Raw genomic sequence first — 25,812 nt, forward strand, 5'->3', positions numbered from 1 at the left:
CGGCAGGACCGGCCCGTGGCCCCGATCGGATTCCTCCGGTCGGGGCCACGGGTATTCTCGGCCCATCATGAACCCCGATTCGTCGGACCCGGTCGCGGCGCTCCGCGAGGTGGCCTTCTGGCTCGAGCGCGCCCGGGCGGAGACGCGCCGAGTGAAGGCCTACCGCAACGCGGCCGACGTGCTCGCGGCCCTGACCCCCGAGCGTCGGGTGGAGATCGCCCGCCGGGGTGACTGGACGTCGCTCCGAGGCATCGGACCGAAGACGGCCGCCGTGGCCGCGGCCGCCGCGGCGGGGGACGTGCCCGACTATCTCGCGGAGTTGCGGGCCGACGCCGAACCGATCGGCCCGCATGCCGGCGGCGAGTTCTCCGCCGCGGCGATCGAGCTCGTCGCAGCGGTCCGCGGTGATCTGCACACGCACTCGAACTGGTCGGACGGGGGCAGCCCGCCGTCGGAGATGGCCGCGACCGCGCGTCGCCTCGGCCGCCAGTACTGGGCGCTCACGGACCACTCGCCGCGCCTGACCGTCGCGAACGGCCTGTCCGCGGACCGTCTGCGAGACCAACTCGAGCTGCTCGCGAACCTCGCGCGCGCGGTCGAGGCGGACGGGGGCCCGGAATTCCGCATCCTCACCGGAATCGAGGTGGACATCCTGGACGACGGGAGCCTCGACCAGGATCGCGAGCTGCTCGCGGAATTGGACGTGGTGGTGGCCAGCGTGCACTCGCACCTTCGCGCCGACAGCGCCACCATGACCGCGCGGATGATCGCCGCGGTCACCGACCCGGACGTCGACGTGCTGGGCCACTGCACGGGCCGGTTGGTCGAGGGCGGACGCGGGACCCGGCCGGAATCGACGTTCGACGCCCGAGCGGTGTTCGAGGCCTGCCGCGACGCCGGCACCGCCGTCGAGATCAACAGTCGGCCGGAACGTCGGGACCCGCCGGAGCGGCTGATGGAGCTCGCTCTCGAGATCGGCTGCCTGTTCGCGATCGACACCGACGCGCATGCGCCCGGCCAACTCGACTGGCTGGGACTCGGCTGTGCCAGGGCGGCGGCCGTCGGCATCCCGCCGGAGCGCATCGTCACCACCTGGCCGGTGGACCGGTTGCTCGCCTGGACCGCGGACCGACCGTGACCGACGCGCTGGTGGCGGCCGTCGCCGCCGTGGCCGACACCGCCGCCAACGGGGTGATGATCGTCGAGTCAGGTGTGCTCCGCTACGCCAATCCGTCGGCGCGGGACTCGCTGGCGCCGGGAGCGGACGCGATCTCGCCCGTGCTGGCCGCCATCGTCGACGCGGCCCGCCGCAGCGGTTTCTGGTCCGGCGCCGTCACCGACCCCGCGGAGGTTCCGGGCGAGCTGATCGCGTCGGCCTGGATGGTCGACGCCGGCCGGGGATCCGACGTCGCGATGGTGGTCGTCAGCCGCACCTCCGTCTCGCCCGACCCGCCGGCGGAGGTCGACCTGCAGGACGTCTCCGGCGACGTGCGTCGACGCGCGCTGGAACAGCGGGTGGTGTCCGCCCTCCATCGCATCTCCGTCACCGGCAGCACGGATCACCTGGCCAACGCGATCCTCGAGACGGTGCCGCCGTTGTTCGACGCCGAGCACGTCCTCATCCTGCGGCCGAGCCCGGACGGCGAGAAGATGGCGGTCCTGGGCGCGACCGGCCGCACCACCGAGGAACTCGACGGGGTGCAGGTCCGCGCGAGCGGGATCGCCGGATACGCGATGCGCGAGGGCGGTCCGGTCGTGTGCGTCGACACGGCCCGCGAGACGCGATTCGACACCTCCGAGATGCAGCAGTTCGGCCTGCGCAGTGCGGCCGCCGTCCCGGTTCCGGGGTCGCCCGAGAACTGGGGCGTCCTCGCCGTCTACCGCGAATCGACCGGTGTGGTGACGCCGGACGCGCTGACGGTGCTGATCATCCTGGCCGACGTGCTGGGGGCCGCCGTGCACCGCACGGACCTCGAGAACCGACTGCGGCACCGCAGTCTGGTCGACCCGGTGACCTCGCTGGACAACCGCACGTCGGGATACCGCCGTCTCGACGACGCTCTGGCCGTCGGACGGGCCGACGGTCGTCTGACGGCGGTGGTGCTGATCGACCTCGACGGGTTCCGCAGTGTGAACGAGACCTTCGGCTTCGCGGCGGGTGACGCCCTGCTGGCCGCCGTGGCGCCCGTCCTCAGCGGCGCCGCACGACCCGGTGACGCGGTGGCTCGACTCGGGGCGGACCAGTTCGCGGTCGTCTGTCCCGGCCTCACCAGCACGTTCGACGCGACCGCACTGGCTGCGTCGATGCTCGCCGTGTTCGCCGAGCCCATCTCCGTGGACGGACGCGACACCGTCGTCACCGCGTGCGCCGGCGTCGCCGTCGGGCACGGCCACCGAACCGCCGCCGACCTGGTCCGTGAGGCGGACATCGCCGTGAGTGCCGCGAAGCGTCGCGGACCGGGCCACGTCGAGGTCTTCGACTCCGCGGCCGGTGGCGCGTTGCAACGACGCTGGGCCGTCGCGACCGACCTGCGGGCCGCGATCGACGCGGACGAGATGACCGTCGTCTACCAGCCGGTGTTCGACATCGAGATCGGCGTCCTGGTCGGCGTCGAGGCGTTGGCGCGGAGGACGTCGCCGACACTCGGTCCGTTGGGTCCCGACGAGTTCGTGCCGGCGGCCGAGCAGGCCGGGCTGATCGCCGCGCTCGGCGAGCGGGTGTTGCGGCGCGCGTGCCGGGACGCCGCCGCGTGGCAACGTCTGCTCGGCGCGGGCGCGGAGCGCAGACCGCCCTCGGTCGACCTGCGGGTGAACGTCAGCCCCCTGCAGCTGCGGATGCCGGGGTTTCTCGCCACCGTGGACGACGCGCTGACCGACTCCGGACTCGATCCGTCCACGTTCGGCATCGAGATCACCGAGTCGGTGTGGCTCGAGGACAGCGACACCGTGCGGGCGGCGCTGCGCGGCCTGCACGAGCGTGGGATACGAATCCTGTTGGACGACTTCGGTGTCGGGCAATCGTCGCTGGGCTCGGTGACGCGCTTCCCGCTTCTCGACGGCGTGAAAATCGACCGATCGTTCGTCGCGGGACTGCCGGTGGCGCGATCCGAGGCCGTCATCGGGGCGGTGGTGTCCGTGGCCGAGGCGTTCGGCCTGGACGTGATCGGGGAGGGCGTCGAGACGCCGAGGCAACTGGCGACCCTGCTGCGCTGCGGGTGCCGACGCGCCCAGGGCTATCTGCTGGGTCGCCCGACCGACGCCGACTCGGTCGCCGAGCTGGTGCGCGCGGGCGGGATGCTCGCCGCCTCGAACCCGTCCCCCTAAGCTCGGGGCATGGCACGGAAGTACGCGACCGCCGAGCGCGTCGACCTCGAGACCCTGCACCGCTTCGTCGCCGACCGGCATCGGGCGACGCTGGTGACCCATCGTCGGTCCGGTGGCCTGCAGATCTCGCCGGTGACGTGCGGTCTGGACGACGCCGGGCGCATCGTGATCTCCACCTACCCGCAGCGGGCCAAGACGGTGAACATCCGCCACTCGTCGTCGGTGACGCTGTGCGTCCACTCCGACGACTGGGACGGACCCTACGTGCAGATCGACGGCACCGCCGAGGTGCTCGACCTGCCGGATTCGGTGGAGCCGCTGGTCGACTACTACCGCTCGATCGCCGGCGAGCATCCGGACTGGGACGAGTACCGCGAGGCCATGCGCACCCAGGGCAAGTCGATCCTGCGCATCTCGATCGACACCTGGGGGCCGGTGGCGACCGGGGGTTTCCCGGCCCCCACGGACGAGTCCTGAGTCAGGCCCCGCTCGGACGCCCCTCCGCCTCGGCCACCGCGGTGACCAGGGCCTTTCCGAACGCCGGCAGGTCGTCGGGGTTCCGGCTGGAGATCAGGTTGCCGTCCACCACGACCTCCTCGTCGACGACGGTGCCGCCGGCGTTGCGAATGTCGGTCCGCACGCTCGGGTAGGACGTCAGGGTGCGTCCGCGCACGACGTCGGCCTCGACCAACGTCCACGGCCCGTGGCAGATGACGCCGACCGGACGTCCACTGCCGACGAAGTCCCGGACGAACGCCACGGCGTCGGCGTCGGTACGCAGGGCGTCGGGATTGGTGGTGCCGCCGGGCAGCACCAACGCGTCGTAGTCGTCGATCGACGCGTCCGCGACCACGGCGTCGACCGCGAAGGTGTCCGCGGGGTTCACGTCGGACTCGTAGGCCTGGATCTCGCCGTGGGTCAAGGAGATCAGCACGGTGGTGGCGCCGGCCTCCTCGAGGGCGGTGCGGGGGTCGGTGAGCTCGGCCTGCTCCACGCCGTCGGTGGCGAGGAAGGCCACGGTGCGGCCGGTGAGCGAGGGGGATGCGGTCGATTCGGTCATGTCAGCAGAGCTACCCGGGCGCGGGGGACCGGAAACGGCGCCTCGGCCCGGCCACGACCGTGCCGCCGCGGGTGACTCCCGCCACCTCGGCCGGTGCGGAGATTGAGGCCCCGCCCCGTCGGGTACCGGGATGGCGAACACCGAACGCGACACGAATGAGGACTTCCCGTGAACGAGGACCCCCGGTGACGACCGTGCCCCCGCCGGTAGAATCGTCGGCCCGAGCGGCGGAGACGGCTGAGGCCACCTGCCTCTTCGAATCCGCCGGCGCGGGCGCCGTCGTGCTGCTCGCCCTGTGCGTGGGCATGGCGCTGTTCGTCGCCGCTGCGCTGAGCTCCGTGGCGCTCGGCGCACTCGTCGGAGTGCTCATGATCGGCACGGCCGGGGTCATCGCCGTGACCGTGCCGATCGACAGGACCGGCTAGACCGGACCGAACCGCCGCAGTGACCGGACGAGCGAGAGGAGCGACCCCGTGACCCAGCCGACCGAGAACAGCACCGAACTGCCGATCGAGGATGCTCTCGAGCAGCAGCGAGACCTGACCCCCGACGCCGCCGACCTGCCCGGGTCGCTGTCCCGGCTCGAGGTGTCGGACGCGGACTTCGTCGAGCAGAATCTCGACGTCCCGCTGGACGACGACGACTACGACCGGGGCTGACCCGCGCTGTCGTCGACGGCGCCGTCCACGAGCGGGTGGTCGACCGAGTTGAACCGTGCCGGCGACCCGCCCGCGGCGGCGACGCCATGGATGCCGCCCCACACCATCATCGTGAGGTAGTCGATCAGATCGGTCGCCGACATCGACCGGTTCGAGATCCACCAGTGCGTGGCCAGCTGGACGCCGCCGACGATGCCGTAGGCCCACGGCAAGGACCCGCCGGAGTCCATGTCCATGCGGCGCAGCCGTTCCCCGAGCACGGTCGAGAGCAACTCGGCGATCATCCGCTCGGACTCGGCCACGACGTCGCGGTTCGGGCCCGAGCTGGTGCTCATCGCGTAGAGGTAGACCTCGGGATCGTCGGCGACGGTCTCGACGTACGCGGTGACCACGCGACGGGTCAGGTTGTACTCGTCGACGTCGACGGCGATCGCCTCGTAGATGCGGGGCGCGAGGGTGGTCTCCACGTACCGCTCGAGCGTGGCGTTGGTCAGATCGTTCTTGTCGGTGAAGTACCGGTAGAGGACGGTCTTCGAGATGCCGATCTCGGACGCAATCTCGTCCATGCCGATGGACCGCCCGCGGGCGCGGATGGCGGCCAGGGTGCCGTCGACCAGCTCTTCCCGGCGTGCGATCTTGTGCTCGCGCCACCGGCGCTTGCGGCCGTCCGGCTTTCCGTCCCCGTCGTCGGCCTCGGCTGCCGATCTGCTCGCCACGCGTGGTTGCTCCGTCCCGATCCGACGCACTCATCCGATCCGGTCGGGATCGGCGCACGTGTTCGACGCTCACGGCCCTGGTCGGGCGCGCCCGTCCAGTTTAGTGCCCGCGGCGACGGGCAGAATGGGCCGGTGCAACTGATGAGCTTCGACGAGGACGTCAAGCGGCGGGATCTCCGCAGAATGAAGGGCGTCGCCACGGGCTTCCTCGTGTTCGCCACCGTCGTCTACCTCTACTGCCGCTGGCAGGAAAGTCGCGGCGCGGGCGACTGGGTGGGCTACGTGCGCGCCGCCTCCGAGGCGGGCATGGTGGGTGCTCTGGCGGACTGGTTCGCGGTGACCGCCTTGTTCCGGCATCCGCTCGCGTTGCCCATTCCGCACACCGCGATCATCAAGCGCAAGAAGGACCAGCTGGGCGCGAGCCTCGGCTCGTTCGTGGGAACCAACTTCCTCGCCGTCGACGTCGTGACGCAGAAGGTGCAGGCCGCGCGGGTTCCCCTGCGGCTCGGGACCTGGCTGGCCGAGAAGAAGAACGCCGAGCGCGTCGCCGAGGAGACGGCCACCGTGCTGCGCGGCGTGCTCGACGTGCTCGACGACGAGGACATCCAGCAGGTCATCGACAACACCATCGTCAAGCGACTCGGCGATCCGCAGTGGGGCCCGCCGATCGGGCGAGTGCTCGCGTCGTTGCTCGAGGAGAACCGGCAGAAGCCGCTCGTCGACCTGCTGGCCGAGCGTGCCCACGAGTGGGCGCAGAACAGCCTGCCGACCATCGATCGGATCGTCAGTCGCGATTCCCCGTCGTGGTCGCCCAAGTTCGTCGACGTGCTGCTCGGCGAGCGCATCCACCGCGAACTCGTCGACTTCACGTGGAAGGTGCGCTCAAACCCGCAGCACGAGTTGCGTCTGGCGGCCGACAAGTTCCTCGTCGACTTCGCGAACGATCTGCAGCACGATCCGGAGACCATCGCGAAGGCCGAGTCGATCAAGTCGGAGATCATGGGCCGCGACGAGGTCACCGGGCTGGCCGCGGCGTCGTGGAAGGTGGCCAAACGGCTCATCGTGGACTCGGTCGACGATCCGAACAGCACGCTGCGCGCGACTATCGCCCAGAACGTGCAGAAGTTCGGGCTGCGGCTGCGGGACGACACCGCCGTGCGGGAGAAGGCCGACGGGTGGTTGCTCGCCGGTGTGCGCTACATCGTCGAGAACTACACCGACGAGATCACCACCGTCATCACCGACACGGTCGCGCGCTGGGACGCCGACGAGGCGTCGCGGAAGATCGAACTGCAGGTCGGGCGGGATCTGCAGTTCATCCGCATCAACGGCACGGTCGTCGGGTCGCTCGCCGGACTGGCCATCTACACGGCGTCGGACCTGCTCTTCGGGCACTGACGCGCCGGTGTGATCGGCGTTACGCACACACTGCTAGCAAAGTGCTTGCTCTTGCTAGCACCCCTCGTTATCGTGGTCTTCGCACGGCACGGCCGATCACGGGAGGTGCAGCGATGGCGAACTCGGACACCGACAGCGGTGGCGACGCGCAGTCGTCTCCCGGCGATCTCGCGGCGCGAGTCGTCAGCACCGCGACGTCGGACATCGGGAGCTTCATCCGGTCGCAGCGGGAGTCGGCGCAGGTGTCCCTGCGTCAGCTCGCCCAAACGGCCGGTGTCAGCAATCCGTATCTGAGTCAGATCGAACGTGGGCTGCGCAAGCCGTCCGCGGAGGTACTGGCCTCGATCGCGAAGGGTCTTCGGGTGTCCTCGGAGGTCCTCTACGTGCGCGCCGGTCTGCTCGAGGAGCGGCCGCACAGTCCCGTCGTCGACGCTGTTCACGGCGACGAATCCATCACCGAACGGCAGAAACAGGTGCTGCTGGAGATCTACTACTCGTTCCGGCGTGAGAACGACGCCGGACCCGAGGACGAGACTCCCGGCCGCACCCCGATGACCCCAACGACCACAGGAGAGTGACATGACCGATCCCAAGTTCGACAACGTCAAGACCCCGCTGTACGCCGCCGTGGGTGCCGGCGACGCCGTGGTGCAGGCCGTGGCCGATGTGGTGGCCCAGGTCCGCAATCGCGCCGAGAGCACGCAGGCCGACGTGGGCGACCGCGTCGACACCGCCCGCGCCCGCCTCGCGGACCTGCAGGAAGACGTGACCGAGAGCGTCGAGACGCTCCGGAACCGACTCGAGGCGCTGCCGCAGGAACTGCCGGAGGAGATCGCCGAGCTGCGCGAGCGCTTCACCCCCGAGGAGCTGCGCAAGGTCGCCGAGGCGTACCTCAAGGTGGCGTCCGACCTCTACACCGCCCTCGCGGAGCGCGGCGAGGAGACCGTCGAGCGCATCCGCAAGAACCCGCAGATCGAGGAGGGCCTCGAGCGCGCCAACAAGGCCGCCAACGACGCCGTCGACCTCACCGAGGACACCCTCGGCACCGTCGCCTCGCAGACCCGCGCCGTCGGTGAGCGCGCCGCCGCGCTGGCGGGCCGCGCCTCGACGCGAGTCCAGGAGGGCGCCGACGAGGCCGCCGAGGCCATCAAGGACGGCGCCGACGAGGTCAGCGAGAACCTCGACGAGGCCGGCAGCAAGGCCAAGACGGCCGGCCAGAAGGCCTCCGACAAGGTCTCCGGTGCCGCCGGCACGGTCGAGGGCAAGACGCGTAACGACGCGAACTCGCCCATCAAGAAGACGCCGGCCAAGAAGACCACCCCGGCCGCGAAGTCGACCACCCCGGCGAAGAAGACCCCCGCCAAGAAGGCCACCCCGGCCAAGAAGAGCACCAGCTGATCGGCTCCGCCGACGCGTCCCGGCCCCCGCGCACCGCTCGTGCGCGGGGGCCGCGGTCGCTCTAGAATCGGACGTATGCCCCTCGCCACCAGCGCGACCAGCGCCATCGAGTACGTCCTGCAGCTCATCGCGCTGTTCGGTGTCGCGTTCGCGTTGTTCCACGCCGTCCGTCAGCGCGGGGACGCGTTCACCGCCGCGGACAAGCTGAGCAAGCAGGGATGGATCGCGATCCTCGTCATCGCTCTGCTCGTGCTTCTCGTGGTGCCCGTCATCAACTTCATCGGCATCATCGCCGTCGTCGCCATGGGTGTGTACCTGGTGGACGTCCGCCCGAAGGTCGACGACATCCAGCGCGGACCGCGCTGGTAGGTCAGGCCCGGCCGGTCGCGGTCAGCCACAGCAACGCTACGTTCAGGGCCACGATCGCCCCGGTGGCCAGCGTCGCCAGGGTCACGGTGGTGCGCGAGTTCACCCGGTCGCCCATGACGCCACGGTCCGACGTGAGGCGGACCAGCGGGATCAGGGCGAACGGGATGCACATGCTCAGCACCACCTGACTGAGCACGAGAGCCAGCGTGGGATCGACACCCGCACCCAGCACGATCAGCGCGGGAATCAACGTCAGGACGCGCCGGAGCTGCAGCGGGATCCGCTTGCGCAGCAGGCCCTTCATGATCTCCGCTCCCGCGGCGCAGCCGACGGCGGTCGAGGCGAGGCCCGACGTCAGCAGTCCGACGGCGAAGACCGCGGCCACCGACGGCCCGAGCGTGCTCTGAATCGCGGCATGCGCGCCGTCGATGGTGTCGGTGCCCTCGCGGCCGAGCAGCGAGGACGCCGCGAGCAGCAGCATGCCGATGTTCACCGTGCCCGCGACGATCAACGCGAACGTCACGTCCCACTTGGTCACCCGCAGCAGCCGATCCAGCTTCACGGGATCCGTCTCCACCCCGTGCCGATCTCGCGCCAACGCCGAGTGCAGGTAGATGGCGTGCGGCATCACCGTCGCGCCCAGCATGCTTGCGGCCAGCAGGACCGACCCGCTGCCGTCGAAGCCGGGGATCAGGCCGCCCGCGACTCCGGCGGCGTCGACGTCGGAGAAGAAGAGCCCGGTGAGAAAGCCGACGGTGATCACCGCGAGCATGCCGATGACGACGAACTCGAACGTGCGCTGGCCGCGTCGGGACTGGACGGCCAGCACGATCATCGACACCACGCCCGTGATCAGGCCGCCGATCGGAAGCGGGATGCCGAAGAGCAGCCGCAGGGCGATGGCTCCGCCGATCACCTCGGCGATGTCGGTGGCGACGGCCACCGCCTCGGCCTGCACCCAGAACGCGCGTCGTGGCCACGGGCGCATCCGGTCGCCGAGAACCTCGGGCAAGGAGCGCCCGGAGACCAGGCCGAGCTTGGCCGACAGGTACTGGACCAGTACCGCCATCGCGTTCGCGGCCACCAGCACCCAGACCAGCAGATACCCGTACCGCGCGCCGGCCGTCAGGTTGGCCGCGACGTTGCCCGGATCGACGTAGGCGATGGCGGCGACGAACGCCGGGCCCAGCAGCATCACCGAGCGGGTGCGGCCGGGAACCGCCGCACGAAACGCGAGTCGATCGGACATGGCGGTCAGTGTAGGGGACACCGGACGCAAGAGTTCGGCTACCCGAACATTGCCGGCTCAGGCTGGTCTCAGGTGCGCGGAGGACACTGCCCACCATGCCCGCCTTCCGGCGCACCCGGTGGCCGCACACCGTCCGGCGGAGGTGGTGGCCCGACACCGCACGGTGGTCCCTGGTCCACCGACTGCGCGTGCAGATCGGCCTCACGACCATCGTCCTGCTGGCCGGCTTCTCGCTCTGCACCCACGTCGCCGCCCAGCATCTCCTCTCCTCGCGTGTGCAGACCGAACTCACCTCGCGCATCACCGGCATCGTCACCGCCTCCGCCACGGAACAACGCCTCGCGACGGCCACCACCCTGTTCCGGCCGATGGACGGCAGCGCCCCGGTCGACGCGATCTACCGTGACGGCGCGCTCCTCACCTCCTACCCGGTGGGCGGCCACGGCCCGTTCCTGGCCTCCGACGGCGGACCGTCGTCCCTCGCCCGCGAGCTCGCGTCACGCGCGACCGACACCGTCGCGTTCGTCGACGTCGGGGACTGGACCATCGGCTACGTGACCGCTCCCGGCACCGGGAGCGACGGCGACGCCGGGGGACCGGCGAGCGTCGTCATGGTCGCCAACTCCCTCGACACGCTGCACGCCCAGCTGCGCCGACTCGACGTCGCGCTGGTCATCTTCACGGCGGCGGTGTGGCTGGTCGCCTACGTGCTCACCGCCGTCGTGCTGACGACGGGGCTCCGGCCGGTCCGGCGGCTGCGGCTCGCGTTCGAGCGGGTGGTGACCACGGCGGACCTCGCGCCGGTGGCCGTCGTCGGCGACCGGGAACTGGCGGCGCTCGCGGTGCGGTTCAACGCGATGATGGACGCCGTCGACTCCTCGAACCGCGCGCAGAAGGACCTCGTCATCGCGGCCGGGGAAGACCTGCGTCAGCCGCTCGCCGACCTGCGCGAGCGCCTCGATCGCGCGGAACGCGACCCGGACGACACCACGATCTACCGCGACGCCGTCGCCCGGATCGACGATCTGACCGCCACCGTCAACGGGCTGGTCGACGGTGCGCGACGGGCGGCGGGGAGCGATGTCACCGAGAAGCCGAGAAAGACGTGACCTAGGGTTACGGCCATGTCCACGGAGAAGAAATCCGTCGTCCGGGCCGTTCCCGTGCTGGCGGGCGCCCTCGTGATCGGTGGCGTCCTGCTCCGCCGCCGACGCTCGTCGCCGCCACCGTCCGCGCGGCTCGCGGACACCGACGTGCTGCTGCGGGCGCCCGACGTCGCACCGCGCACGGTCGACGTCGTCACGGACGACGGTGCCCGGCTCCGCGTTCTCGAGTACGGCGATCCCGATGCCACCCCGATCGTCCTCAGCCACGGGTGGACGTGCTCGGCCGACTTCTGGGCGCCGCAGATCAACGACCTCGCCGACAAGTTCCGCGTCGTCGTCTACGACCAGCGCGGCCACGGCCGCAGCGAGGTCGGGACGCGTCCACTGGACCCCGACGTCCTCGGCGACGACCTCGCCGCCGTGCTCGCCGCCACCGTGCGCCCGGGTGCACCCGCCGTGATCGCCGGACACAGCATGGGCGGCATGTCGGTGATGTCCTGGGCATCCCGATACCCCACCCAGGTACGCGAGCGGGCCAAGGGAATCCTGTTGGCGGACACGGCGAGCGACTCGCTGGTCCGCGAGACGACCGTCATTCCGTTGCCGCCCGGCGTACCGCAGGTGCCGGCCCGTCTCGCGGCGTCGGTGCTGGGATCGGCCCTGCCGTTGCCGGCGACGCGGCTGTCGACGCGAGCGCTGCGTTACGCCACGATGGGCGCCCGATCCACCCCGGCGCAGGTGGCGTTCTGCGAACGCGTCGTCCGGGAGTGTGCCCCGCGCACCCGCGGGATGTGGGGAGCCGTCCTCGGCACCGTCGACATCGCGGACGCGGTGACCAACATCGACGTGCCCACCGTCGTGGTGGTGGGAACCGAGGACCGCCTGACGCCGCCGATCCAGTCCCGTCGTCTAGCAGAGAAGCTCGACCGCGCGAACGTGCTCGACGAGCTCATCGAACTGCCCGGCGTCGGCCACATGGCGTCGGTCGAGGCGATCGCGGAATTCGACGCCGCCCTGGTCCGGTTGGCCGACCGCTAGCTGAACACCACCGTCTTGCGGCCGTGCACCAGGACGCGGTCCTCGAGGTGCCAGCGCAGTCCGCGCGCGAGGACCAGTTTCTCGATGTCGCGGCCCTGACGGACCATGTCCGACACCGCGTCGGCATGGTCGACGCGGATGACGTCCTGCTCGACGATCGGACCCGCGTCGAGTTCCGCCGTCACGTAGTGGCAGGTGGCGCCGATGAGCTTGACTCCGCGCGCGAACGCCTGGTGGTAGGGCCGCGCGCCGACGAACGACGGCAAGAAGCTGTGGTGGATGTTCAGGGCTCGACCCGCCCAGTGGTCGCACAGGTCCTCGGGCAGCACCTGCATGAACCGCGCGAGCACCACGGCGTCGGGATCGTAGGAGTCGACCAACTCCCGCAGCTGGGCGAACGACGGCCCACGCTCGGCCGGGTCGGACGGGAACGGCACGTGATGGAACGGGGTCCCGTGCGCCCGGGTGACCGCCTCGAGGTCGGGGTGGTTGCCGATCACGGCGTCGATGGTGGCCGGCAGCTCGCCGCCGGCCGCGCGGCCGAGCAGATCGTGGAGGCAATGTCCCTCCTTGCTCACCAGCAGGACCACGCGCTTGCGGATCGACGAGTCGTGCACGGCCCATTCGGTGTCCGGCCCGATCTCCGCCGCCACGGTGGCGAAGCGCTCCCGGAGCTCGTCGACCCCGATGTCGATCGACGCGGCGTCCACGGCCTGACGGGTGAAGAACCAGCCGCTGTCGGCGTCGGCGTGATACGCCGCCTCGACGATGGATCCGCCCAGGTCGGCGAGGAACGTCGCGATGCGCGCGACGATGCCCGTGCGGTCGGGACAGCCGAGGGTGACGACGTAGCGGGAGGCGTGCGACATGCCCGACAGTCTTTCACCGAGCGCGGAGCTGGTTCGCACCGGTCGCATGCGAGCATGGCCACCATGGAGCTCACCCGCGACGCCGTTGCCCGACTGGTCGATCACACCCTCCTCAAGCCCGAGGCCACCGACGCCGACGTGCGGGAGCTGGTCACCGAGGCCACCGAGCTCGGCGTGCTGGCGGTGTGTGTGTCGCCGTCGATGCTGCCGCTGCGGAACACCGGTGACCTGGTGGTCGCCGTCGTCGCGGGCTTTCCGTCTGGTAAGCACCACTCGTTGATCAAGGGCTCCGAGGCCCGCCTGGCGGTGCAGCAGGGTGCCGCCGAGGTCGACATGGTCATCGACGTCGGCGCCGCCGTCGCGGGGGACTTCAACGCCGTGCTGGCCGACGTGATCACCGTGCGCGAGGCCATGGGCGACACCGCCGTCCTCAAGGTCATCATCGAGTCCGCCGCGTTGCTCGCGTCGCCGCAGGGCGAGACCGCCGTGGTCGAGTGTTGCCGGGCCGCCGAGCGCGGCGGTGCGAACTTCGTCAAGACGTCCACCGGCTTCCATCCCGCCGGCGGGGCGTCGGTCCGGGCGGTCGAGCTCATGGCCGAGACCGTCGGGGGACGCCTGGGCGTCAAGGCGTCCGGTGGCATCCGCGACGCCGACACCGCGCACGCCATGATCGAGGCCGGCGCGACCCGCCTCGGGCTCTCGGGCACCCGCGCGGTGCTGGACGGATTCCCCGTCAGCAGCTGAGAGCCTGCTCGCCGCTGTCCGCCTGCGCCGGAGGGATCTGGTACTGCCCGCCGGAGAGGGTCAGCTCGATCCCGGTGTCGGTGACGGTCAGGGTGTCCGGCGTCATGCCCAGCGGGAACGTGGTCAGGCTGTCGGTGAGGATGCCGACGACGCTGTCCGCCAGATCCGTCGGGATGCCGATGCCGAGGATCGACGCGTCCGTGGTGCGGACGTCGATGGTGTCGCCGGACACGGTGGGTGCGACGGTCAACGCCGCCAGGCCGCCGACGATGTCGAAGCGGAGCGTCCCGGCGCCGGGGTCCGCGGTGACGCCCGAGACCACGGAGCCGATGCCCTGCTGCTGCAGCGTCGCCAGGATGCCGTCGGTGGACCAGACGACGTCCGCGGTCGAGGACCCGATGGTGCCGCCGGACGTCTCCGACGTCTCGAGGTCGACGTCGTTCACGGTCGCGCGCACCTGCATGTCCTGTGCCGGTCCGAAGCGGGAGTCGTCGCTCGAGATGTCGACGGACGAGAACGACTTCGTGACCAGGGACAGCAACACGGGTTGCCAACCGAGGTCGACGTCGACCTTGGACCCCAGGTCGTTCTGGAACTGTGTGGCCAGGCACTGGCTCACGCGGTTACGGGCGTACACCTCACCGCCGATCAGCGCGGCGACCAAGGCGATCACCACCACGGCGGCGACGAGAGGGAGCCGGGAGCGTCGCCGGGGAGCGGAAGTCGTCATGCAGACCATTGTGCGGGACGTTGGTGTGGCAACTCTGAGGACGGGATGGGTGACACGACCACACGTGAGGCGCCCCGCGCTGTGACAGGCGACACATCGCGGGTAGTCTGTGACCATGTCCGGAGACGACGTGGTGGAGCGGCTCGACTGCCTCGTGACGGAGCAGGACGGGTTCTTCACCCGCGCCCAGGCGCTCGACGCCGGGTACCGCTCGGCCGACATCGCCACCCGCGTGAGCGAGGGGTCCTGGACGGTGGTCGAGGCGGACCTGCTGCGCGTGGCGGACTGGCCGCGGCACGCGTTCGAGGAATTCTCCAAGTGGTGTGCCTGGCTCGGTGCGTCGGCGGTCATCTCGCACCAGAGCGCGTCCGAACTGCACGGCATGGGCAGCCTGCATCCGCAGTTCGTCCACGTCCGGGTCGCGGGCACCGCCGGTCCGCACGATCAGCGGCTCGCTCTGCACCGCGGTCGGCTCGTCGGTGACGACATCGAGTTCACCGGCACCTTCCGGATGACCACCCCCACCCGCACGGTGCTCGACCTTGCCGCCGGCGGCATCTCCCAGTTCACCCTCGACGAGGTGGTGGCCGACGGGTTGATGCTCGGCCGGCTCGACCCCACCACCCTGCGCAGACGCGCGGACGAGGCCGGGGACCGCGTGCGGGATCGGGTGGAGGCGTCCCTGCGCTGAGGCGTCGACGGGGGACCTACGCCGGTGCCACCGCCGACCAGGGCAGTTCGAGCACGTTGTCCCGCAGCCGCCGGCGGAACGGCCGCAGCGGCATGCCCTGCTGAGCCAGCAGATCGGCCGCGTGGCGCCAGCGCACCCGCGGACCGTAGACGGCGAGAGGGGCCGCGACGTCCCACGCGCGATCGGCCCGCAGGAGGACGTCGTGGATGCGCTCGCCGGGCACGTTGCGGTGGATCAACGCCTTGGGCAGCCGCTCCGCGATGTCGGAGGGGCGGGGCAGATCGAACGGGTCCCACGCCAGGGTGAGTGACCGCGGACCGTCCGCGCCGACGGTGACCCACGCGGCGCGTCGGCCGAGCTCGTCGCAGGTGCCGTCGATCAGGAGCCCGCCCTCCGCGAGTGACGACGTCACCCGCGCCCACGCACCCGACACCGCGTCCTCCGGGTACTGCCGCAGCACGTTGAAGGCGCGGACCAGGTGTGGACGCAATCCCGCGAGCTCGAACCCTCCGTGCCGAAAGCGCACACCGTCACGGTCCGGCACCACCCGGCCGGGATCGATTTCCAGGCCGACGACGGCGACGTCCGGACGGACGGTGCGGAGCCGCTGCGCGAGTTCCACCGTGGTGACCGGGCTGGCGCCGTAGCCGAGGTCGACCACCAAGGGGTGCGCAGGCGCGCGGAGCACAGCTCGCACGGTCGGGTGGTGGACCAGGCGACGGTCGCTCCGTCTCAGCCGGTTGATGTTGGTGGTGCCACGGGTGACGACACCCTGCGGACCGGACCCGGCGCCGGGCACGGGTCAGGCGTTCTTCTTCAGCCAGTCGTGCGTGACCTCGGCTTCACCGCTCCACAGGTCGCGCAGGTTGACCAGCATGAGCTGCTCGAGCTTGCCGCCGACGAACGGGATGTAGACCTTCGCCTCGCTGGTGGTGCGCAGAGTCGATCCGGTCTCCGTGGCGAACAGCTCGGTGACGCCGGTGAGCGACCCCGGCCCGGCGGGAATCGACGCGTCGTACTTGCCCGAGGTGGTCTCGCCGTACGCATCGTGATGGATGTTGCGCGTGATGACCATGTCCTTCTTCATCACCGTCTGCGCGATGTCCGGCAGCGTGTGGCGCGGAATGATGTGGCGCATCGTCACGTCGATGCCGGCATCCGACACCGTGAACGACGTCATCTCGTTCTCGGAGTACTTGCGCAACTCCTCGACGATCGCGTCCCAGTAGCTCTGCGACGTCAGCGCCCCGTACACCTGCTCGGTGGTGAACGGGAGACGTGCGGAGTAGTTCATGCGTCGTGCCATGAGCGGCAAGGCTACCGGTGGCCTCGAGGCGCGGGAAATCTGCGCTGGTCATCCGGCTTTCCGGTGGGTGCATGGGGTCCGTCACGAAGCCGGGCCGAGACAGCCCGACCGATCAGGTGTGCTCGGGAGCCCAGGTGTCGGTGAATTCCTGCTCGGCGTCGATGAGGGCGAGGATGTGCTCGATCACCGCGGACTCGATCTTCCCGCCGATGAGCGGGACCTTGACTTCTGCGGCGCCCGTCGCGGTCATCGTGCAACCCGATCCCGTCGACCGAAGAGTCAGCGTGCCCGTGATGGTGGCCGGGGCGCCCTCGACCTTCGCCTCGAAGCGCCCGGCCGAGCCCTGCGCGTCCAGCGACCCCCAGGACTCGACGCGGCGAATCACCAAGTCGCCGGACCGAATGCTGGTGAGCGCGCTGGGGAGGAACTCCTCGGCGATGGCCTGCGTCATCGCCGCCCGCACCGTGCGCGTGTCCGGGGTGTCGCCTTGCACGACCACCTCGTCGAGCGTCGCCTTGGGCCCACCGATCGCATCAAGCCGGGCCTGCCAGTACCCCTCGGTGGTCAGCGCGGCGTGCACCTGCGCTGCGGAGAGCGTGGACGGGACGGTGTGGTCGAACTTGCGTGGCATTCGGTGAGATTAGCGCGTCGAACGGCCGTGCGGATCAGACCTTCTGCGACCGCAGCTCGTGGCCCTTGGAGGTCAGGCATTTGCCGGTCTCGAGGTTCCAGTCCCACCCGTGCAGATTGCACGTGAGCGTCTTCCCCTCGATCACGCCGAACTTGCCCAGATCCGCCTTGAGGTGCGGGCAGCGACGCTGGATCTCCCAGCCGTCCTTGACGATGGTGGCCGAGTCGTCGTGGGCCTCGGCGAACCACCCGTCGGCGTAGGCGATGCGCTCGTCGGTGAGGCACTTGAAGAACGTGTAGAGGAACTCGTTGTAGCCGCCGACGCGCTTGGCCTTGAAGCGGGTGGACAGGAAGATCGAGTTGACCCAGTCCGGCTCGTCGTCGCGCACGACCGTGCGCACCAGTTCGGCGGGAATCTCGAAGGAGTAGCGGAACTTCTCGTTCTGGATCGGCTCGCGCACGATCCGCTTGGGGAAGTCGAGCACGACGGTCTCGCCGCCCAGAGCCAGCTCCACCGGGTAGCCGATGCCGTCGCAGATCTGGTCGGTCTGGGCCATGATCGGCTCGAACAGCTCGCGCAACGGGCCGAGCAGCGGCTCGCCATCGGCGGGCGCCCACGCGGCCTTCTCGGCAGCGATCACGTCGGCCTGACGCTGCGCGTACGCCTCGATGTAGTCGGCCTTGCCGGTGGTGAAGATGGCCTCCACCTCATCGGTGGGCAGCGGGTGGACCAGCTCGTTCAGCTCGGACCCCGTGAAGTCGGCGGTGGTCCCGGGCATCATCAACAGACCCTTGTCGTGGCCGTGCTTGCGCATCTGATCGAGGAAGACCATCTGGTCCGGGAAGATGTTGGCCGGGTCGTCGTAGACGTCGTTGAGGCCGCGCAGCTCGTCGTCGAGGAAGCAGGGCGGGCCGGCGGACGGGATGACCCAGGTGGCGCCGACCTGCTCGATGTACTGCCGACACCGGTCCATCTGCCGCTGCCGCTTCTGTGTGCCGAAGGCGTCCTTGGCGCGCTGCGGCATGTCGTAGACCATCGGGTACCAGATGGCCCCGGAGTACTGCAGCATGTGCACGTCGACGTGTCCGAAGGCCTCGGTGATCATGTCCAGGTCCACCGGACGGGCGTCGTTCATGTTGAACGCGACGGTCTCGCCGTCGCTCACGATCAGGCCGGAGTCGCCGATGGGCCCGTCGGCGGGCGCCCGCAGCGCCACGATCATGACGTCCAGCTCGCCCTTCGGCCCCGACACCGTCTGCTTCACCGAATCGGTCGTCTCGACGAAGGTGTGGAAACCGAGCTTCTCGAGCTCGGTCTTCAGATCCGGCACCGGGTAGTCCGGCAGCAGCACCACGGCGTCCTTGTTCACGTGCGCGGCCAGGTGCTTCGGGTCGAAGTGGTCCTTGTGCAGGTGCGAGACGTAGAGGTAGTCGCAGTTGCCGAGGGTGTCCCAGTCGAGCTGCGAGTTGTCCGGGAACGGGAACCACGAGGTGAAGTAGGCGGGGTTCACCCACGGATCGCACAGAATGGTTCCGGCCGTTGTCGTGATGTGGAACCCGGCGTGTCCGACGCTGGTGACCTGCACGTGATCCTCCCGAAAAGCTGACGCTGAATCTCCTCCATGGTAGGTGCGACGATGCGATGCTCCGGACCGGCCGGGTACCGTCACACCGGTGACCAGCAGTACCGCCCCCCTCGCGACGGGCCCGAGCACCGGCGATCCCGTGTGCTTCCGCGACCTCACCACCATCCGGGTGGGTGGCCCGATCCGCACTCTCGTCACGGCGACGACGTCCGCCGAGCTGGTGCGTGCGGTCCGGGAGGCCGACGCCGCGGGCACCCCGATGCTGCTGCTCGGCGGCGGATCGAACCTGTTGGTCGGCGACGAGGGTTTCGACGGCACGGTGGTCCGGATCGCGACGACGGGCCTCGAGGTCCACGACACCCGCATCCGGGTCGACGCCGGCGTGGAGTGGGACCTGGTGGTTCGAACGGCACTCGACCACGGCCTCGCCGGTCCCGAAGCGCTGTCCGGCATCCCCGGCACGGCCGGCGGTACCCCGGTGCAGGACGTCGGCGCGTACGGAACGTCGACGTCGGAATGGCTCGAGACGGTGACGATCCTCGACCGGCAGACCGGCGAGGTCGAGGTCTGGGACAACGCCCGCTGCGGTTTCGGATCGCACCGATCGTCGGCCTTCAAGTACACCGATCGCTACGTCGTGGTGGATGTCACGTTCCGGTTCCAGCGCAGCGAGATGTCGGCACCGGTGCGGTACGCGGCCCTGGCGGAGCGCCTCGGCGTGCGCATCGGCGACAGTGTGTCCGCCCGCGAGGTCCGCGACGCCGTCGTCGCCCTGCGGACCGACCGCGGCATGGTGTGGGACGTCGCCGTCCAGGACTCCTGGAGCGTCGGATCGTTCTTCCTCAACCCCATCGTCGAGTCCGTTCCCACCGACGCGCTCGGATCGCCCCAGTTCACGGACCCCAAGGGCATCAAGCTCAGTGCCGCGTGGCTGATCGAGCACGCCGGCTTCCACCGGGGCTACGGCGCGCACTTCGGGCGCGGGACGGCGACGCTGTCCACCCGCCACGTCCTCGCGATCACCAATCGGGGCGACGCCACGGCGGCCGACGTCGTGGCTCTCGCCTCGCACGTACGTGCCGGAGTGCGGGAGAAGTACGGGATCACGCTCACGCCGGAATGCCGGTTGGTGAACTGCTCGCTGGACTGACCGTGTCGTACCCGGCGGTATTCTGGTCCGAGTGAACAGGATTCGTTTCGCGGTCGCTCTCGTGATCACGGCGCTGCTCGCCGTCGTCGCGCTGGTGGCCGGCTGCACCGTGGGGGGCTCGTCGGGCGGCGGCCAGGCGGCCGCCCCGACCACCGGGGCCGCGCCCGTCGCGCAGGTGACGTACACCCCCGGACCCGATGCGACGGACGTCGCGCCGACGGCGCCGATCTCGGTGTCGGTGACCGGCGGGACCCTGCAGGGCGTCGCCCTCACCACCGCCGACGGGCGCGCGGTGACCGGCTCGCTCGATCCGTCGTCCACCGCGTTCACCGTCGGCGAGCCCCTCGGGTACGGCGCGACGTACACCTGGTCCGGCTCCGCCGTCGGCACCGACGGTAAGACGGTGCCCGTCGAAGGCACGGTGACCACGGTGCAACCGTCGTCGGTCACGTCCGTGTCGACCAACATCGGCGACGGCCAGACCGTCGGCGTCGCGGCGCCGATCATCCTCACGTTCGACGACGTCGTCGCCGACAAGGCGGCCGTCGAGAAGGCGATCACGGTGACCACGACGCCGCCGACGGTCGGATCGTGGGCCTGGCTGCCGGACGAGCAGGGCTCCCGACTGCACTGGCGCCCGCAGAACTACTGGGCGCCCGGCACCGCCGTCCACGTCGACGCCAAGCTGTACGGCGTGAACTACGGCGACGGCGCCTACGGCGAGTCCGACGTCACGCTCGACTTCTCCATCGGCCGCAACCAGGTGGTGATCGCCGACGCGACCAGCCACCGCATGCAGGTGGTTCGCGACGGCGAGACCGTCATGGACATCCCGGTGAGCTACGGCCAGGGCAACGAGGACCGCAACGTCACCCGCAGCGGCATCCACGTGGTCACCGAGAAGTACGAGGACTTCCTGATGTCCAACCCGCCGTACTACGAGAACGTGCGGGAACGCTGGGCCACGCGCATCTCCAACAACGGCGAGTTCATCCACGCGAACCCGCTGACCACCGGCGTGCAGGGCTCGTCGAACGTCACCAACGGCTGCATCAACCTCTCGACGGAGGACGCGCAGACGTACTTCCAGATGGCGATGTACGGCGACCCCGTGGAGGTCAGCGGCACGCGGATCGATCTGTCGGCCGCCGACGGCGACATCTACGACTGGGCGGTGGACTGGGCCACCTGGCAGTCGTGGAGCGCGCTGGCCTGATCGGTCTCAGGACTCCCGACGGGCGAAGCGGCCGCCCGACGCCTGATCGCGCGGCCGCACGACGATCGTGTCGAGATCGACGTGCGACGGACGGGACGCGACGAAACCGATGATCTCGGCGATGTCGGCGGCGACCAACGGGTCGATGCCCTGGTAGACCTCGGCGGCGCGATCGGCGTCGCCGTCGAAACGCACGAGCGAGAACTCCGTCTCGACGGCGCCGGGCGCGATTTCCGTCAGCCGCACCGGCTGCCCGAGCAACTCGCCGCGCAGGGTCCGGTGCAACACGCCCTGGGCGTGCTTGGCGGAGGTGTAGCCGGCGCCGTTGTCGTAGGTCTCGAACGCGGCGATCGACGTGATCGACACGATCAGACCGTTGCCGGAGTCGATCAGCTTGGGCAGCAGGGCCCGCGTCATGCGCAGCGTGCCCAGCACGTTGGTCTCCCACATCCAGCGCCAGTCGTCGAGGTCCGCGTCGGCCACCGGGGCGAGGCCCTTGGCGCCGCCCGCGTTGTTGATCAGGACGTCGACGCGGGGGAGGACGGAGACGAACGCGGCCACGGAGTCGTCGTCGGTGACGTCCAGCGCGAGGGCCGTGCCACCGATCTCCTCCGCCAAGGTCTCGAGCCGATCGACGCGCCGGGCGCCGACGACGACGTGGTACCCGTCGGCCGCGAGCTTTCGTGCCGTGGCCTCGCCGATGCCGGAGCTGGCTCCGGTGACGACGGCGGTGGGGGTGGTGGACGGGTCGGGTGCAGTCATGAGTTCAGCGTAGGACCGCTCAGCCGGCCAGCCGGTCGGGGCCCGGGAGCGCGCTGTATCCCGACGCGTCACCCGCCGCGACGCGTGAGTACTCGCCGTGGACCGACACCGGAACGTCGCCGGCGAGGGTGATGCGCTCGAGGCGGCGGTACTGGTCGTCGTAGTCCGCCACGGCGTAGTGCTGGGTGGAGCGGTTGTCCCAGATGGCGAGGTCGCCGAGTTGCCAGGACCACCGCACGGTGTTCTCGAGCCGGGTGACGCGGTCCTGGATCAGGTCGAATACGGCCCGGAATTCCTTCGAGGAGAGACCGTCGAAGGACTTGGCGAAGTGGCCGAGCACGAGGGACCGCTTGCCGGTCTCGGGGTGCACGCGCACCACCGGATGGGAGACCTCGAAGTACTCGCTGCGGAACTCCTGCCGGTACCGCGCGGCCTCGGGGGAAATCGCTTTCTCCGCGGCGGTGGCGGCGTAGTCGAAGACGTTGGTGTGGACGGCCCACAGGGAGTCGGCCAGGGCCTGCAGCGCGGGCGGCATCTGCTCGTAGGCCGCGGTGGTCGAGGCCCACGTGGTGGTGCCGCCGTAGGGCGGAAGGGCGACCGGCCGCAGGATCGACGCCTTGGGAATGCGATCGACGAAGGTGACGTCCGTGTGCCAGCTGTTCGCCTTGTCGTACGTGGAGTCGATGGCGAGCGTGCGGACGCCTCGCGAGCGCACCGTCGGGTGCGGGGTGGTGGGGACGCCGAGACGCTCGGCGAACGCGTACTGCACCTGCTCGTCGACGTGATGTTGATCACGGAAGAAGACGACCTCGTGCTCGAGCAGGGCGTCGTACACGGCGGCGACGACGTCGTCGGGCAGGTCTCCGGCCACGGTCACACCGTCGATACGTGCACCGATGTTCGCGCCGAGCTTCACGATCTCCATGGCGTGATGATCGGTGCCGACCAGGGGTGTGTCGACGGTTGGAATCACCTCGAGCGGAACCGGTGGTGCTGCAGGTCGCCGGTTTCGGTGCTAGTTTCGGCCACATGGCAGCCCCTCGGACCTCCGCTCCCCGGGTCACGTATGTGACCGCGGCGCTGGGCTCCCGTCTGCCCCTTGCTCGTGAACTGTGTTGTCGCGGCGGCTTCTCGGCCTGACCGCGCGCTCCTCGCGTACGGATCGGCCATCGGTGGCCGGTCGTGGACCGGCCTGTCAGCCCGTCCACCTCCAGTACCGACGAGGGACCCATGTCTGTTCCGACCGTGCACGCCCGTTCCGCGGCGTCGCTTCGCTCCCGTTCCCGCACTGCCGCAGCGCACCCGCTACGGCGCAGTCCCGCCCGTGTCATCGCGCCCGAGATGCGGGTGTCCGACGCACCGGCGTCCGTCGTCCTCCGATCCGTCGTCCGCCGCGGACCCGTCTCTCGTGACGTCGTCGTCGGCGACACGGGAATCTCCACCGCGACCGTCAACCGCCACGTCACAGCGCTGATCGGCGCCGGCCTGCTCCGTGAGCGTGCCGATCTGTCCACGGCCGGCGCCGTGGGTCGTCCGCGCATTCCGGTCGAGATCGATCACGAGGGCCAGTGCACGCTCGGCGTCCACATCGGCGCCACCACCACTCGCATCGTCGCCGTCGACCTGCGCGGTGTGGTGCTGGGCGGCGTCGAGGTGGCGACGCCCGCCGGCGCGGCCCCGGGCGCGTTGCGATCGCTCGCCGAGAGTGCGGCGGCGTTCGTCGGACGCTGGCATCGGCGGCGCATCCTGCTGGTGGGCGTGGCCATCGGCGGCCGGGTGAACACCCGGACCGGAAAGGTGGACCACCCGCGACTCGGCTGGACTCAGGCCCCCGTGGGCGCCGCCTTCGGCGAACGCCTCGGCAGCGTCGTCTCCGTCGCACCCCACGTCGAGGCCATGGCGGCGTCGGAGTTGCTGCTCGGTGGGCCGGCCGGACCGGCCCGCGAGAGCGGCACGTCACTGTACTTCTACGCGCGCGAGACCAGCGGTCTCGCCATCAGCATCGACGGACGGGTCCACACGCCGTCGGGCGGTCCCGGCTCGATCGCGCACCTGCCGACGGGCTCGTCGGCGGTGTGCGACTGCGGCCGGACGGGATGCCTCGACGCCACGGTCAGCGACCGGGCGATCGTCGCCGCGGCCCACCGCGCGGATGTCCTCCCGCCCACGGAGCGGTCCATCGCCGCGGTGTACCTGGCCGCGCGCACCGGTGTGGCGGCGGCGCAGCAGCTGCTCGACGAGCGCGCGGACGCGCTGGGCCGGGCTCTCGCCCTGGTGCACGACGTCCTCAATCCCGACAGCGTGCAGGTGGGCGGGCAGGCGTTCACGGCCTACCCGCCCGCGATGGAGCGCGTGGAGGCGTCGTTCGCCCGGCACAGCGCCCTGGCCACGACGGGGTCGACCACGGGATCGATCAGAGTGACCGGTTTCGGCAAGCGCGTGCAGGACTACGCCGCCGCGGCGGTGTCCCTGGGCCGATCTACGCCGATCCGGTGGGGACGATGCGCAAGATCGGCGCGGGCGCCTGATTCAGGTCCCGGCGGGCGGGAAGGCGCGCAGGTACTTCTCCCGCTTGCCGGGCTGGATGCTGGCGCGCGTGACGTCGCCGTCGTAGTGCGCCACCACCCGGCGGTCCATCAGCGCCCGCCACAGCGGCGGGAAGTACGCCACCAGGATCAGCGGCGCGTAACCGGCCGGGAGCTGCGGCGATTCCGGCATGCTGCGCAGCACCTGGTAGCGACGGGTGGGATTGGCGTGGTGATCGCTGTGCCGCTGCAGGTGGTACAGGAAGATGTCCGAGACGGCGTAGTCGCTGTTCCAGCTGTGCTCCGGGGTGCACCGCTCGTAGCGGCCGTTCTCCTTGGTCCGGCGCAGCAGACCGTAGTGCTCGAGGTAGTTGACCGATTCGAGCAGCGAGATGCCGTACACCGCCTGCAGCACCAGGAACGGCAGCAGGTCCGGGCCGAAGATCGCGCACAGGGCGGCCCACAGCACCGCGCTCATGAGCCACGCGGTGAGGTTCTGGTTCGACCACGAGAACGTGCGCTTGCCCTCCCGAGCCAGGCGTTCCTTCTCCAGGGTCCAGCTGGAGCGGAAGCCGCCGACGATCGAGCGCGGGTAGAACCGCCACAGCGTCTCGCCGAGGCGGGACGACGCCGGGTCCTCGGGCGTGGCCACCCGGACGTGGTGGCCGCGGTTGTGCTCGACGTAGAAGTGCCCGTAGAAGGTCTGCGACAGCACGATGCGCGAGAGCCAGCGCTCGTAGTCGACGCGCTTGTGCCCCAGCTCGTGGGCGGTGTTGATGCCGATGCCGCCGACCAGGCCGACCGTCAGGGCCAGGCCGATCTTCGACACCAGCGGCAACCCGTCCTCGAGGCCGAGCCAGGTCAGGCTGTCCGCGGTGAGCAGGTAGCTCGAGAAGATCACCCCGAAGAACTGCATGGGGATGTAGGCGTAGACGCAGCCGCGGTACCAGAAGTCGGCCTCGAGGGCCTCCACCAGATCCTCGGGCGGGTTCTCGTCGAACGGCACGACGAGGCGATCCGCGATGGGCACGATCACGTACAGGAAGATCGGCCCGGACCACCACGCGATCTGCGAGACGTCGGGCGCCCACCACTGCAGGCCGTAGACCAGGCCGACGGCGATGGCCGGCAGCATCGGCGCGATGAGCGCCCACGGCCAGTAGTACCGGTTCAGATCGCGCCACTCACCGGTCTTCGGTGAGACGGAACGCTGGTGCACCTCGGTCACGACGACAGACCCCCTGCGAGAATTCGTGTGCAGCCAGCGACGTTACGACGCTGCACCG

Annotated in this window: 27 protein-coding genes and 1 pseudogene; 16 read left to right on the forward strand and 12 right to left on the reverse strand. The window is 70.3% G+C overall.

The genetic code is table 11. The features are described from left to right. The first annotated feature begins 67 nt into the window (after window positions 1-67). The 3 genes from BMZ18_RS06965 to BMZ18_RS06975 are packed head-to-tail and all read left to right on the forward strand — an operon-like array spanning window position 68 to window position 3,801. Window positions 68-1,138 (forward strand): PHP domain-containing protein, encoded by a 1,071-nt coding sequence (locus tag BMZ18_RS06965; protein WP_068362571.1) that lies wholly within the window; start codon window positions 68-70, stop codon window positions 1,136-1,138. Next, complete coding sequence (locus BMZ18_RS06970) at window positions 1,135-3,324, forward strand: putative bifunctional diguanylate cyclase/phosphodiesterase (RefSeq protein WP_068362569.1); 2,190 nt, start codon at window positions 1,135-1,137, stop codon at window positions 3,322-3,324. Before BMZ18_RS06965 ends, BMZ18_RS06970 begins: the two co-directional genes overlap by 4 nt. A 9-nt stretch (window positions 3,325-3,333) precedes the next feature. Further along, on the forward strand, window positions 3,334-3,801 hold the full coding sequence (locus BMZ18_RS06975) for a PPOX class F420-dependent oxidoreductase (protein WP_068099421.1): 468 nt from the start codon (window positions 3,334-3,336) through the stop codon (window positions 3,799-3,801). Window position 3,802: 1 nt separating this feature from the next. Here BMZ18_RS06975 and BMZ18_RS06980 read toward each other — a convergent pair whose 3' ends face one another. Continuing rightward, on the reverse strand, window positions 3,803-4,384 hold the full coding sequence (locus BMZ18_RS06980) for a type 1 glutamine amidotransferase domain-containing protein (RefSeq protein ID WP_068099422.1): 582 nt from the start codon (window positions 4,382-4,384) through the stop codon (window positions 3,803-3,805). Window positions 4,385-4,569: 185 nt separating this feature from the next. Here BMZ18_RS06980 and BMZ18_RS06985 point away from each other — a divergent pair, with 185 nt between their 5' ends. Further along, window positions 4,570-4,809 (forward strand): hypothetical protein, encoded by a 240-nt coding sequence (locus BMZ18_RS06985; protein WP_068099423.1) that lies wholly within the window; start codon window positions 4,570-4,572, stop codon window positions 4,807-4,809. 48 nt (window positions 4,810-4,857) lie between these two features. Continuing rightward, the gene (locus BMZ18_RS06990; RefSeq protein ID WP_068099424.1) at window positions 4,858-5,043 is read left to right on the forward strand and encodes an Rv3202a family protein; all 186 of its coding nucleotides are present in this window, start codon (window positions 4,858-4,860) and stop codon (window positions 5,041-5,043) included. On the opposite strand, the gene BMZ18_RS06995 is transcribed toward BMZ18_RS06990, so the two are convergent. Continuing rightward, on the reverse strand, window positions 5,028-5,759 hold the full coding sequence (locus BMZ18_RS06995) for a TetR/AcrR family transcriptional regulator (protein WP_068362567.1): 732 nt from the start codon (window positions 5,757-5,759) through the stop codon (window positions 5,028-5,030). The genes BMZ18_RS06990 and BMZ18_RS06995 overlap by 16 nt on opposite strands. A gap of 141 nt (window positions 5,760-5,900) precedes the next feature. Here BMZ18_RS06995 and BMZ18_RS07000 point away from each other — a divergent pair, with 141 nt between their 5' ends. The 4 genes from BMZ18_RS07000 (at window position 5,901) to BMZ18_RS07015 (ending at window position 8,924) form a co-directional block, all read left to right on the forward strand. Continuing rightward, window positions 5,901-7,157 carry a DUF445 domain-containing protein gene (locus BMZ18_RS07000; protein ID WP_082833692.1) on the forward strand — a complete coding sequence of 419 codons (1,257 nt, stop codon included), beginning with the start codon at window positions 5,901-5,903 and terminating at the stop codon, window positions 7,155-7,157. A gap of 113 nt (window positions 7,158-7,270) precedes the next feature. Then, window positions 7,271-7,735: a helix-turn-helix domain-containing protein gene (locus BMZ18_RS07005; protein ID WP_068362566.1), complete on the forward strand. Its 465-nt coding sequence runs from the start codon at window positions 7,271-7,273 to the stop codon at window positions 7,733-7,735. A gap of 1 nt (window position 7,736) precedes the next feature. After that, on the forward strand, window positions 7,737-8,555 hold the full coding sequence (locus BMZ18_RS07010) for a heparin-binding hemagglutinin (protein WP_068362565.1): 819 nt from the start codon (window positions 7,737-7,739) through the stop codon (window positions 8,553-8,555). Between the two features lie 75 nt (window positions 8,556-8,630). Further along, window positions 8,631-8,924: a DUF2516 family protein gene (locus tag BMZ18_RS07015; protein ID WP_068099428.1), complete on the forward strand. Its 294-nt coding sequence runs from the start codon at window positions 8,631-8,633 to the stop codon at window positions 8,922-8,924. A 1-nt stretch (window position 8,925) separates the two neighbouring features. Here BMZ18_RS07015 and BMZ18_RS07020 read toward each other — a convergent pair whose 3' ends face one another. Then, window positions 8,926-10,173 (reverse strand): Nramp family divalent metal transporter, encoded by a 1,248-nt coding sequence (locus BMZ18_RS07020; protein WP_068362563.1) that lies wholly within the window; start codon window positions 10,171-10,173, stop codon window positions 8,926-8,928. Between the two features lie 95 nt (window positions 10,174-10,268). On the opposite strand from BMZ18_RS07020, the gene BMZ18_RS07025 reads away from it, so the two are divergent. After that, window positions 10,269-11,282 (forward strand): HAMP domain-containing protein, encoded by a 1,014-nt coding sequence (locus tag BMZ18_RS07025; protein WP_082833693.1) that lies wholly within the window; start codon window positions 10,269-10,271, stop codon window positions 11,280-11,282. Between the two features lie 15 nt (window positions 11,283-11,297). Next, on the forward strand, window positions 11,298-12,317 hold the full coding sequence (locus tag BMZ18_RS07030; protein WP_068362560.1) for an alpha/beta fold hydrolase: 1,020 nt from the start codon (window positions 11,298-11,300) through the stop codon (window positions 12,315-12,317). Here the strand turns inward: BMZ18_RS07030 and purU are convergent. Then, on the reverse strand, window positions 12,314-13,186 hold the full coding sequence (purU, locus tag BMZ18_RS07035) for a formyltetrahydrofolate deformylase (protein WP_068099432.1): 873 nt from the start codon (window positions 13,184-13,186) through the stop codon (window positions 12,314-12,316). The two genes, BMZ18_RS07030 and purU, sit on opposite strands and share 4 nt — an antisense overlap. Before the next feature lie 54 nt (window positions 13,187-13,240). On the opposite strand from purU, the gene deoC reads away from it, so the two are divergent. After that, window positions 13,241-13,930, forward strand: coding sequence for a deoxyribose-phosphate aldolase (gene deoC / locus BMZ18_RS07040; protein ID WP_068099433.1), 690 nt, complete (start codon window positions 13,241-13,243; stop codon window positions 13,928-13,930). Here deoC and BMZ18_RS07045 read toward each other — a convergent pair. Then, window positions 13,920-14,669: an LmeA family phospholipid-binding protein gene (locus BMZ18_RS07045; protein ID WP_139203866.1), complete on the reverse strand. Its 750-nt coding sequence runs from the start codon at window positions 14,667-14,669 to the stop codon at window positions 13,920-13,922. The genes deoC and BMZ18_RS07045 overlap by 11 nt on opposite strands. A 106-nt stretch (window positions 14,670-14,775) precedes the next feature. Between BMZ18_RS07045 and BMZ18_RS07050 the strand changes: the two genes are divergently transcribed. After that, window positions 14,776-15,351, forward strand: coding sequence for a type IV toxin-antitoxin system AbiEi family antitoxin (locus BMZ18_RS07050; protein WP_068362656.1), 576 nt, complete (start codon window positions 14,776-14,778; stop codon window positions 15,349-15,351). Window positions 15,352-15,367: 16 nt separating this feature from the next. On the opposite strand, the gene BMZ18_RS07055 is transcribed toward BMZ18_RS07050, so the two are convergent. From BMZ18_RS07055 to BMZ18_RS07070, 4 genes are all read right to left on the reverse strand, one after another. After that, window positions 15,368-16,150 (reverse strand): methylase, encoded by a 783-nt coding sequence (locus tag BMZ18_RS07055; protein WP_068362557.1) that lies wholly within the window; start codon window positions 16,148-16,150, stop codon window positions 15,368-15,370. A gap of 3 nt (window positions 16,151-16,153) precedes the next feature. Beyond that, entirely contained in the window at window positions 16,154-16,657 is a 504-nt protein-coding gene (locus BMZ18_RS07060) for a DUF2505 domain-containing protein (RefSeq protein ID WP_068099435.1), read from the reverse strand. 112 nt (window positions 16,658-16,769) lie between these two features. Then, window positions 16,770-17,288, reverse strand: coding sequence for a DUF2505 domain-containing protein (locus BMZ18_RS07065; RefSeq protein WP_068099436.1), 519 nt, complete (start codon window positions 17,286-17,288; stop codon window positions 16,770-16,772). 34 nt (window positions 17,289-17,322) lie between these two features. Continuing rightward, entirely contained in the window at window positions 17,323-18,873 is a 1,551-nt protein-coding gene (locus tag BMZ18_RS07070) for a Rieske 2Fe-2S domain-containing protein (protein ID WP_068362556.1), read from the reverse strand. Window positions 18,874-18,961: 88 nt separating this feature from the next. Between BMZ18_RS07070 and BMZ18_RS07075 the strand changes: the two genes are divergently transcribed. Together BMZ18_RS07075 and BMZ18_RS07080 are read left to right on the forward strand one after the other, a co-directional pair. After that, window positions 18,962-20,023 (forward strand): UDP-N-acetylmuramate dehydrogenase, encoded by a 1,062-nt coding sequence (locus BMZ18_RS07075; RefSeq protein ID WP_235606388.1) that lies wholly within the window; start codon window positions 18,962-18,964, stop codon window positions 20,021-20,023. 31 nt (window positions 20,024-20,054) lie between these two features. Next, window positions 20,055-21,239, forward strand: a complete 1,185-nt coding sequence (locus BMZ18_RS07080; protein ID WP_442978378.1) for a L,D-transpeptidase — start codon at window positions 20,055-20,057, stop codon at window positions 21,237-21,239. Window positions 21,240-21,245: 6 nt separating this feature from the next. Here BMZ18_RS07080 and BMZ18_RS07085 read toward each other — a convergent pair whose 3' ends face one another. Beyond that, on the reverse strand, window positions 21,246-22,001 hold the full coding sequence (locus tag BMZ18_RS07085; protein ID WP_068362545.1) for an SDR family NAD(P)-dependent oxidoreductase: 756 nt from the start codon (window positions 21,999-22,001) through the stop codon (window positions 21,246-21,248). 19 nt (window positions 22,002-22,020) lie between these two features. Continuing rightward, window positions 22,021-22,926, reverse strand: coding sequence for a TauD/TfdA dioxygenase family protein (locus BMZ18_RS07090; protein WP_068362650.1), 906 nt, complete (start codon window positions 22,924-22,926; stop codon window positions 22,021-22,023). Window positions 22,927-23,231: 305 nt separating this feature from the next. On the opposite strand from BMZ18_RS07090, the pseudogene BMZ18_RS20305 reads away from it, so the two are divergent. Further along, window positions 23,232-24,529, forward strand: a pseudogene (locus tag BMZ18_RS20305) (ROK family protein). A 1-nt stretch (window position 24,530) separates the two neighbouring features. On the opposite strand, the gene BMZ18_RS07100 reads toward BMZ18_RS20305, so the two are convergent. Then, window positions 24,531-25,754, reverse strand: coding sequence for an alkane 1-monooxygenase (locus tag BMZ18_RS07100; RefSeq protein ID WP_068362538.1), 1,224 nt, complete (start codon window positions 25,752-25,754; stop codon window positions 24,531-24,533). Window positions 25,755-25,812: the final 58 nt, after the last annotated feature.

It is taken from the genome of Rhodococcoides kroppenstedtii (assembly GCF_900111805.1).
Lineage (GTDB): Bacteria > Actinomycetota > Actinomycetes > Mycobacteriales > Mycobacteriaceae > Rhodococcoides > Rhodococcoides kroppenstedtii.

Excerpts from the sequence above, each read along its gene's own strand:
- BMZ18_RS06965 (WP_068362571.1), top strand. The coding sequence starts at position 68 with ATGAACCCCGATTCGTCGGACCCGGTCGCGGCGCTCCGCGAGGTGGCC.
- BMZ18_RS06975 (WP_068099421.1), top strand. The coding sequence starts at position 3,334 with ATGGCACGGAAGTACGCGACCGCCGAGCGCGTCGACCTCGAGACCCTG.
- BMZ18_RS06980 (WP_068099422.1), bottom strand. The coding sequence starts at position 4,384 with ATGACCGAATCGACCGCATCCCCCTCGCTCACCGGCCGCACCGTGGCC.
- BMZ18_RS07000 (WP_082833692.1), top strand. The coding sequence starts at position 5,901 with ATGAGCTTCGACGAGGACGTCAAGCGGCGGGATCTCCGCAGAATGAAG.
- BMZ18_RS07005 (WP_068362566.1), top strand. The coding sequence starts at position 7,271 with ATGGCGAACTCGGACACCGACAGCGGTGGCGACGCGCAGTCGTCTCCC.
- BMZ18_RS07010 (WP_068362565.1), top strand. The coding sequence starts at position 7,737 with ATGACCGATCCCAAGTTCGACAACGTCAAGACCCCGCTGTACGCCGCC.
- BMZ18_RS07015 (WP_068099428.1), top strand. The coding sequence starts at position 8,631 with ATGCCCCTCGCCACCAGCGCGACCAGCGCCATCGAGTACGTCCTGCAG.
- BMZ18_RS07020 (WP_068362563.1), bottom strand. The coding sequence starts at position 10,173 with ATGTCCGATCGACTCGCGTTTCGTGCGGCGGTTCCCGGCCGCACCCGC.
- BMZ18_RS07025 (WP_082833693.1), top strand. The coding sequence starts at position 10,269 with ATGCCCGCCTTCCGGCGCACCCGGTGGCCGCACACCGTCCGGCGGAGG.
- BMZ18_RS07030 (WP_068362560.1), top strand. The coding sequence starts at position 11,298 with ATGTCCACGGAGAAGAAATCCGTCGTCCGGGCCGTTCCCGTGCTGGCG.
- purU (WP_068099432.1), bottom strand. The coding sequence starts at position 13,186 with ATGTCGCACGCCTCCCGCTACGTCGTCACCCTCGGCTGTCCCGACCGC.
- deoC (WP_068099433.1), top strand. The coding sequence starts at position 13,241 with ATGGCCACCATGGAGCTCACCCGCGACGCCGTTGCCCGACTGGTCGAT.
- BMZ18_RS07045 (WP_139203866.1), bottom strand. The coding sequence starts at position 14,669 with ATGGTCTGCATGACGACTTCCGCTCCCCGGCGACGCTCCCGGCTCCCT.
- BMZ18_RS07050 (WP_068362656.1), top strand. The coding sequence starts at position 14,776 with ATGTCCGGAGACGACGTGGTGGAGCGGCTCGACTGCCTCGTGACGGAG.
- BMZ18_RS07060 (WP_068099435.1), bottom strand. The coding sequence starts at position 16,657 with ATGGCACGACGCATGAACTACTCCGCACGTCTCCCGTTCACCACCGAG.
- BMZ18_RS07065 (WP_068099436.1), bottom strand. The coding sequence starts at position 17,288 with ATGCCACGCAAGTTCGACCACACCGTCCCGTCCACGCTCTCCGCAGCG.
- BMZ18_RS07085 (WP_068362545.1), bottom strand. The coding sequence starts at position 22,001 with ATGACTGCACCCGACCCGTCCACCACCCCCACCGCCGTCGTCACCGGA.
- BMZ18_RS07090 (WP_068362650.1), bottom strand. The coding sequence starts at position 22,926 with ATGGAGATCGTGAAGCTCGGCGCGAACATCGGTGCACGTATCGACGGT.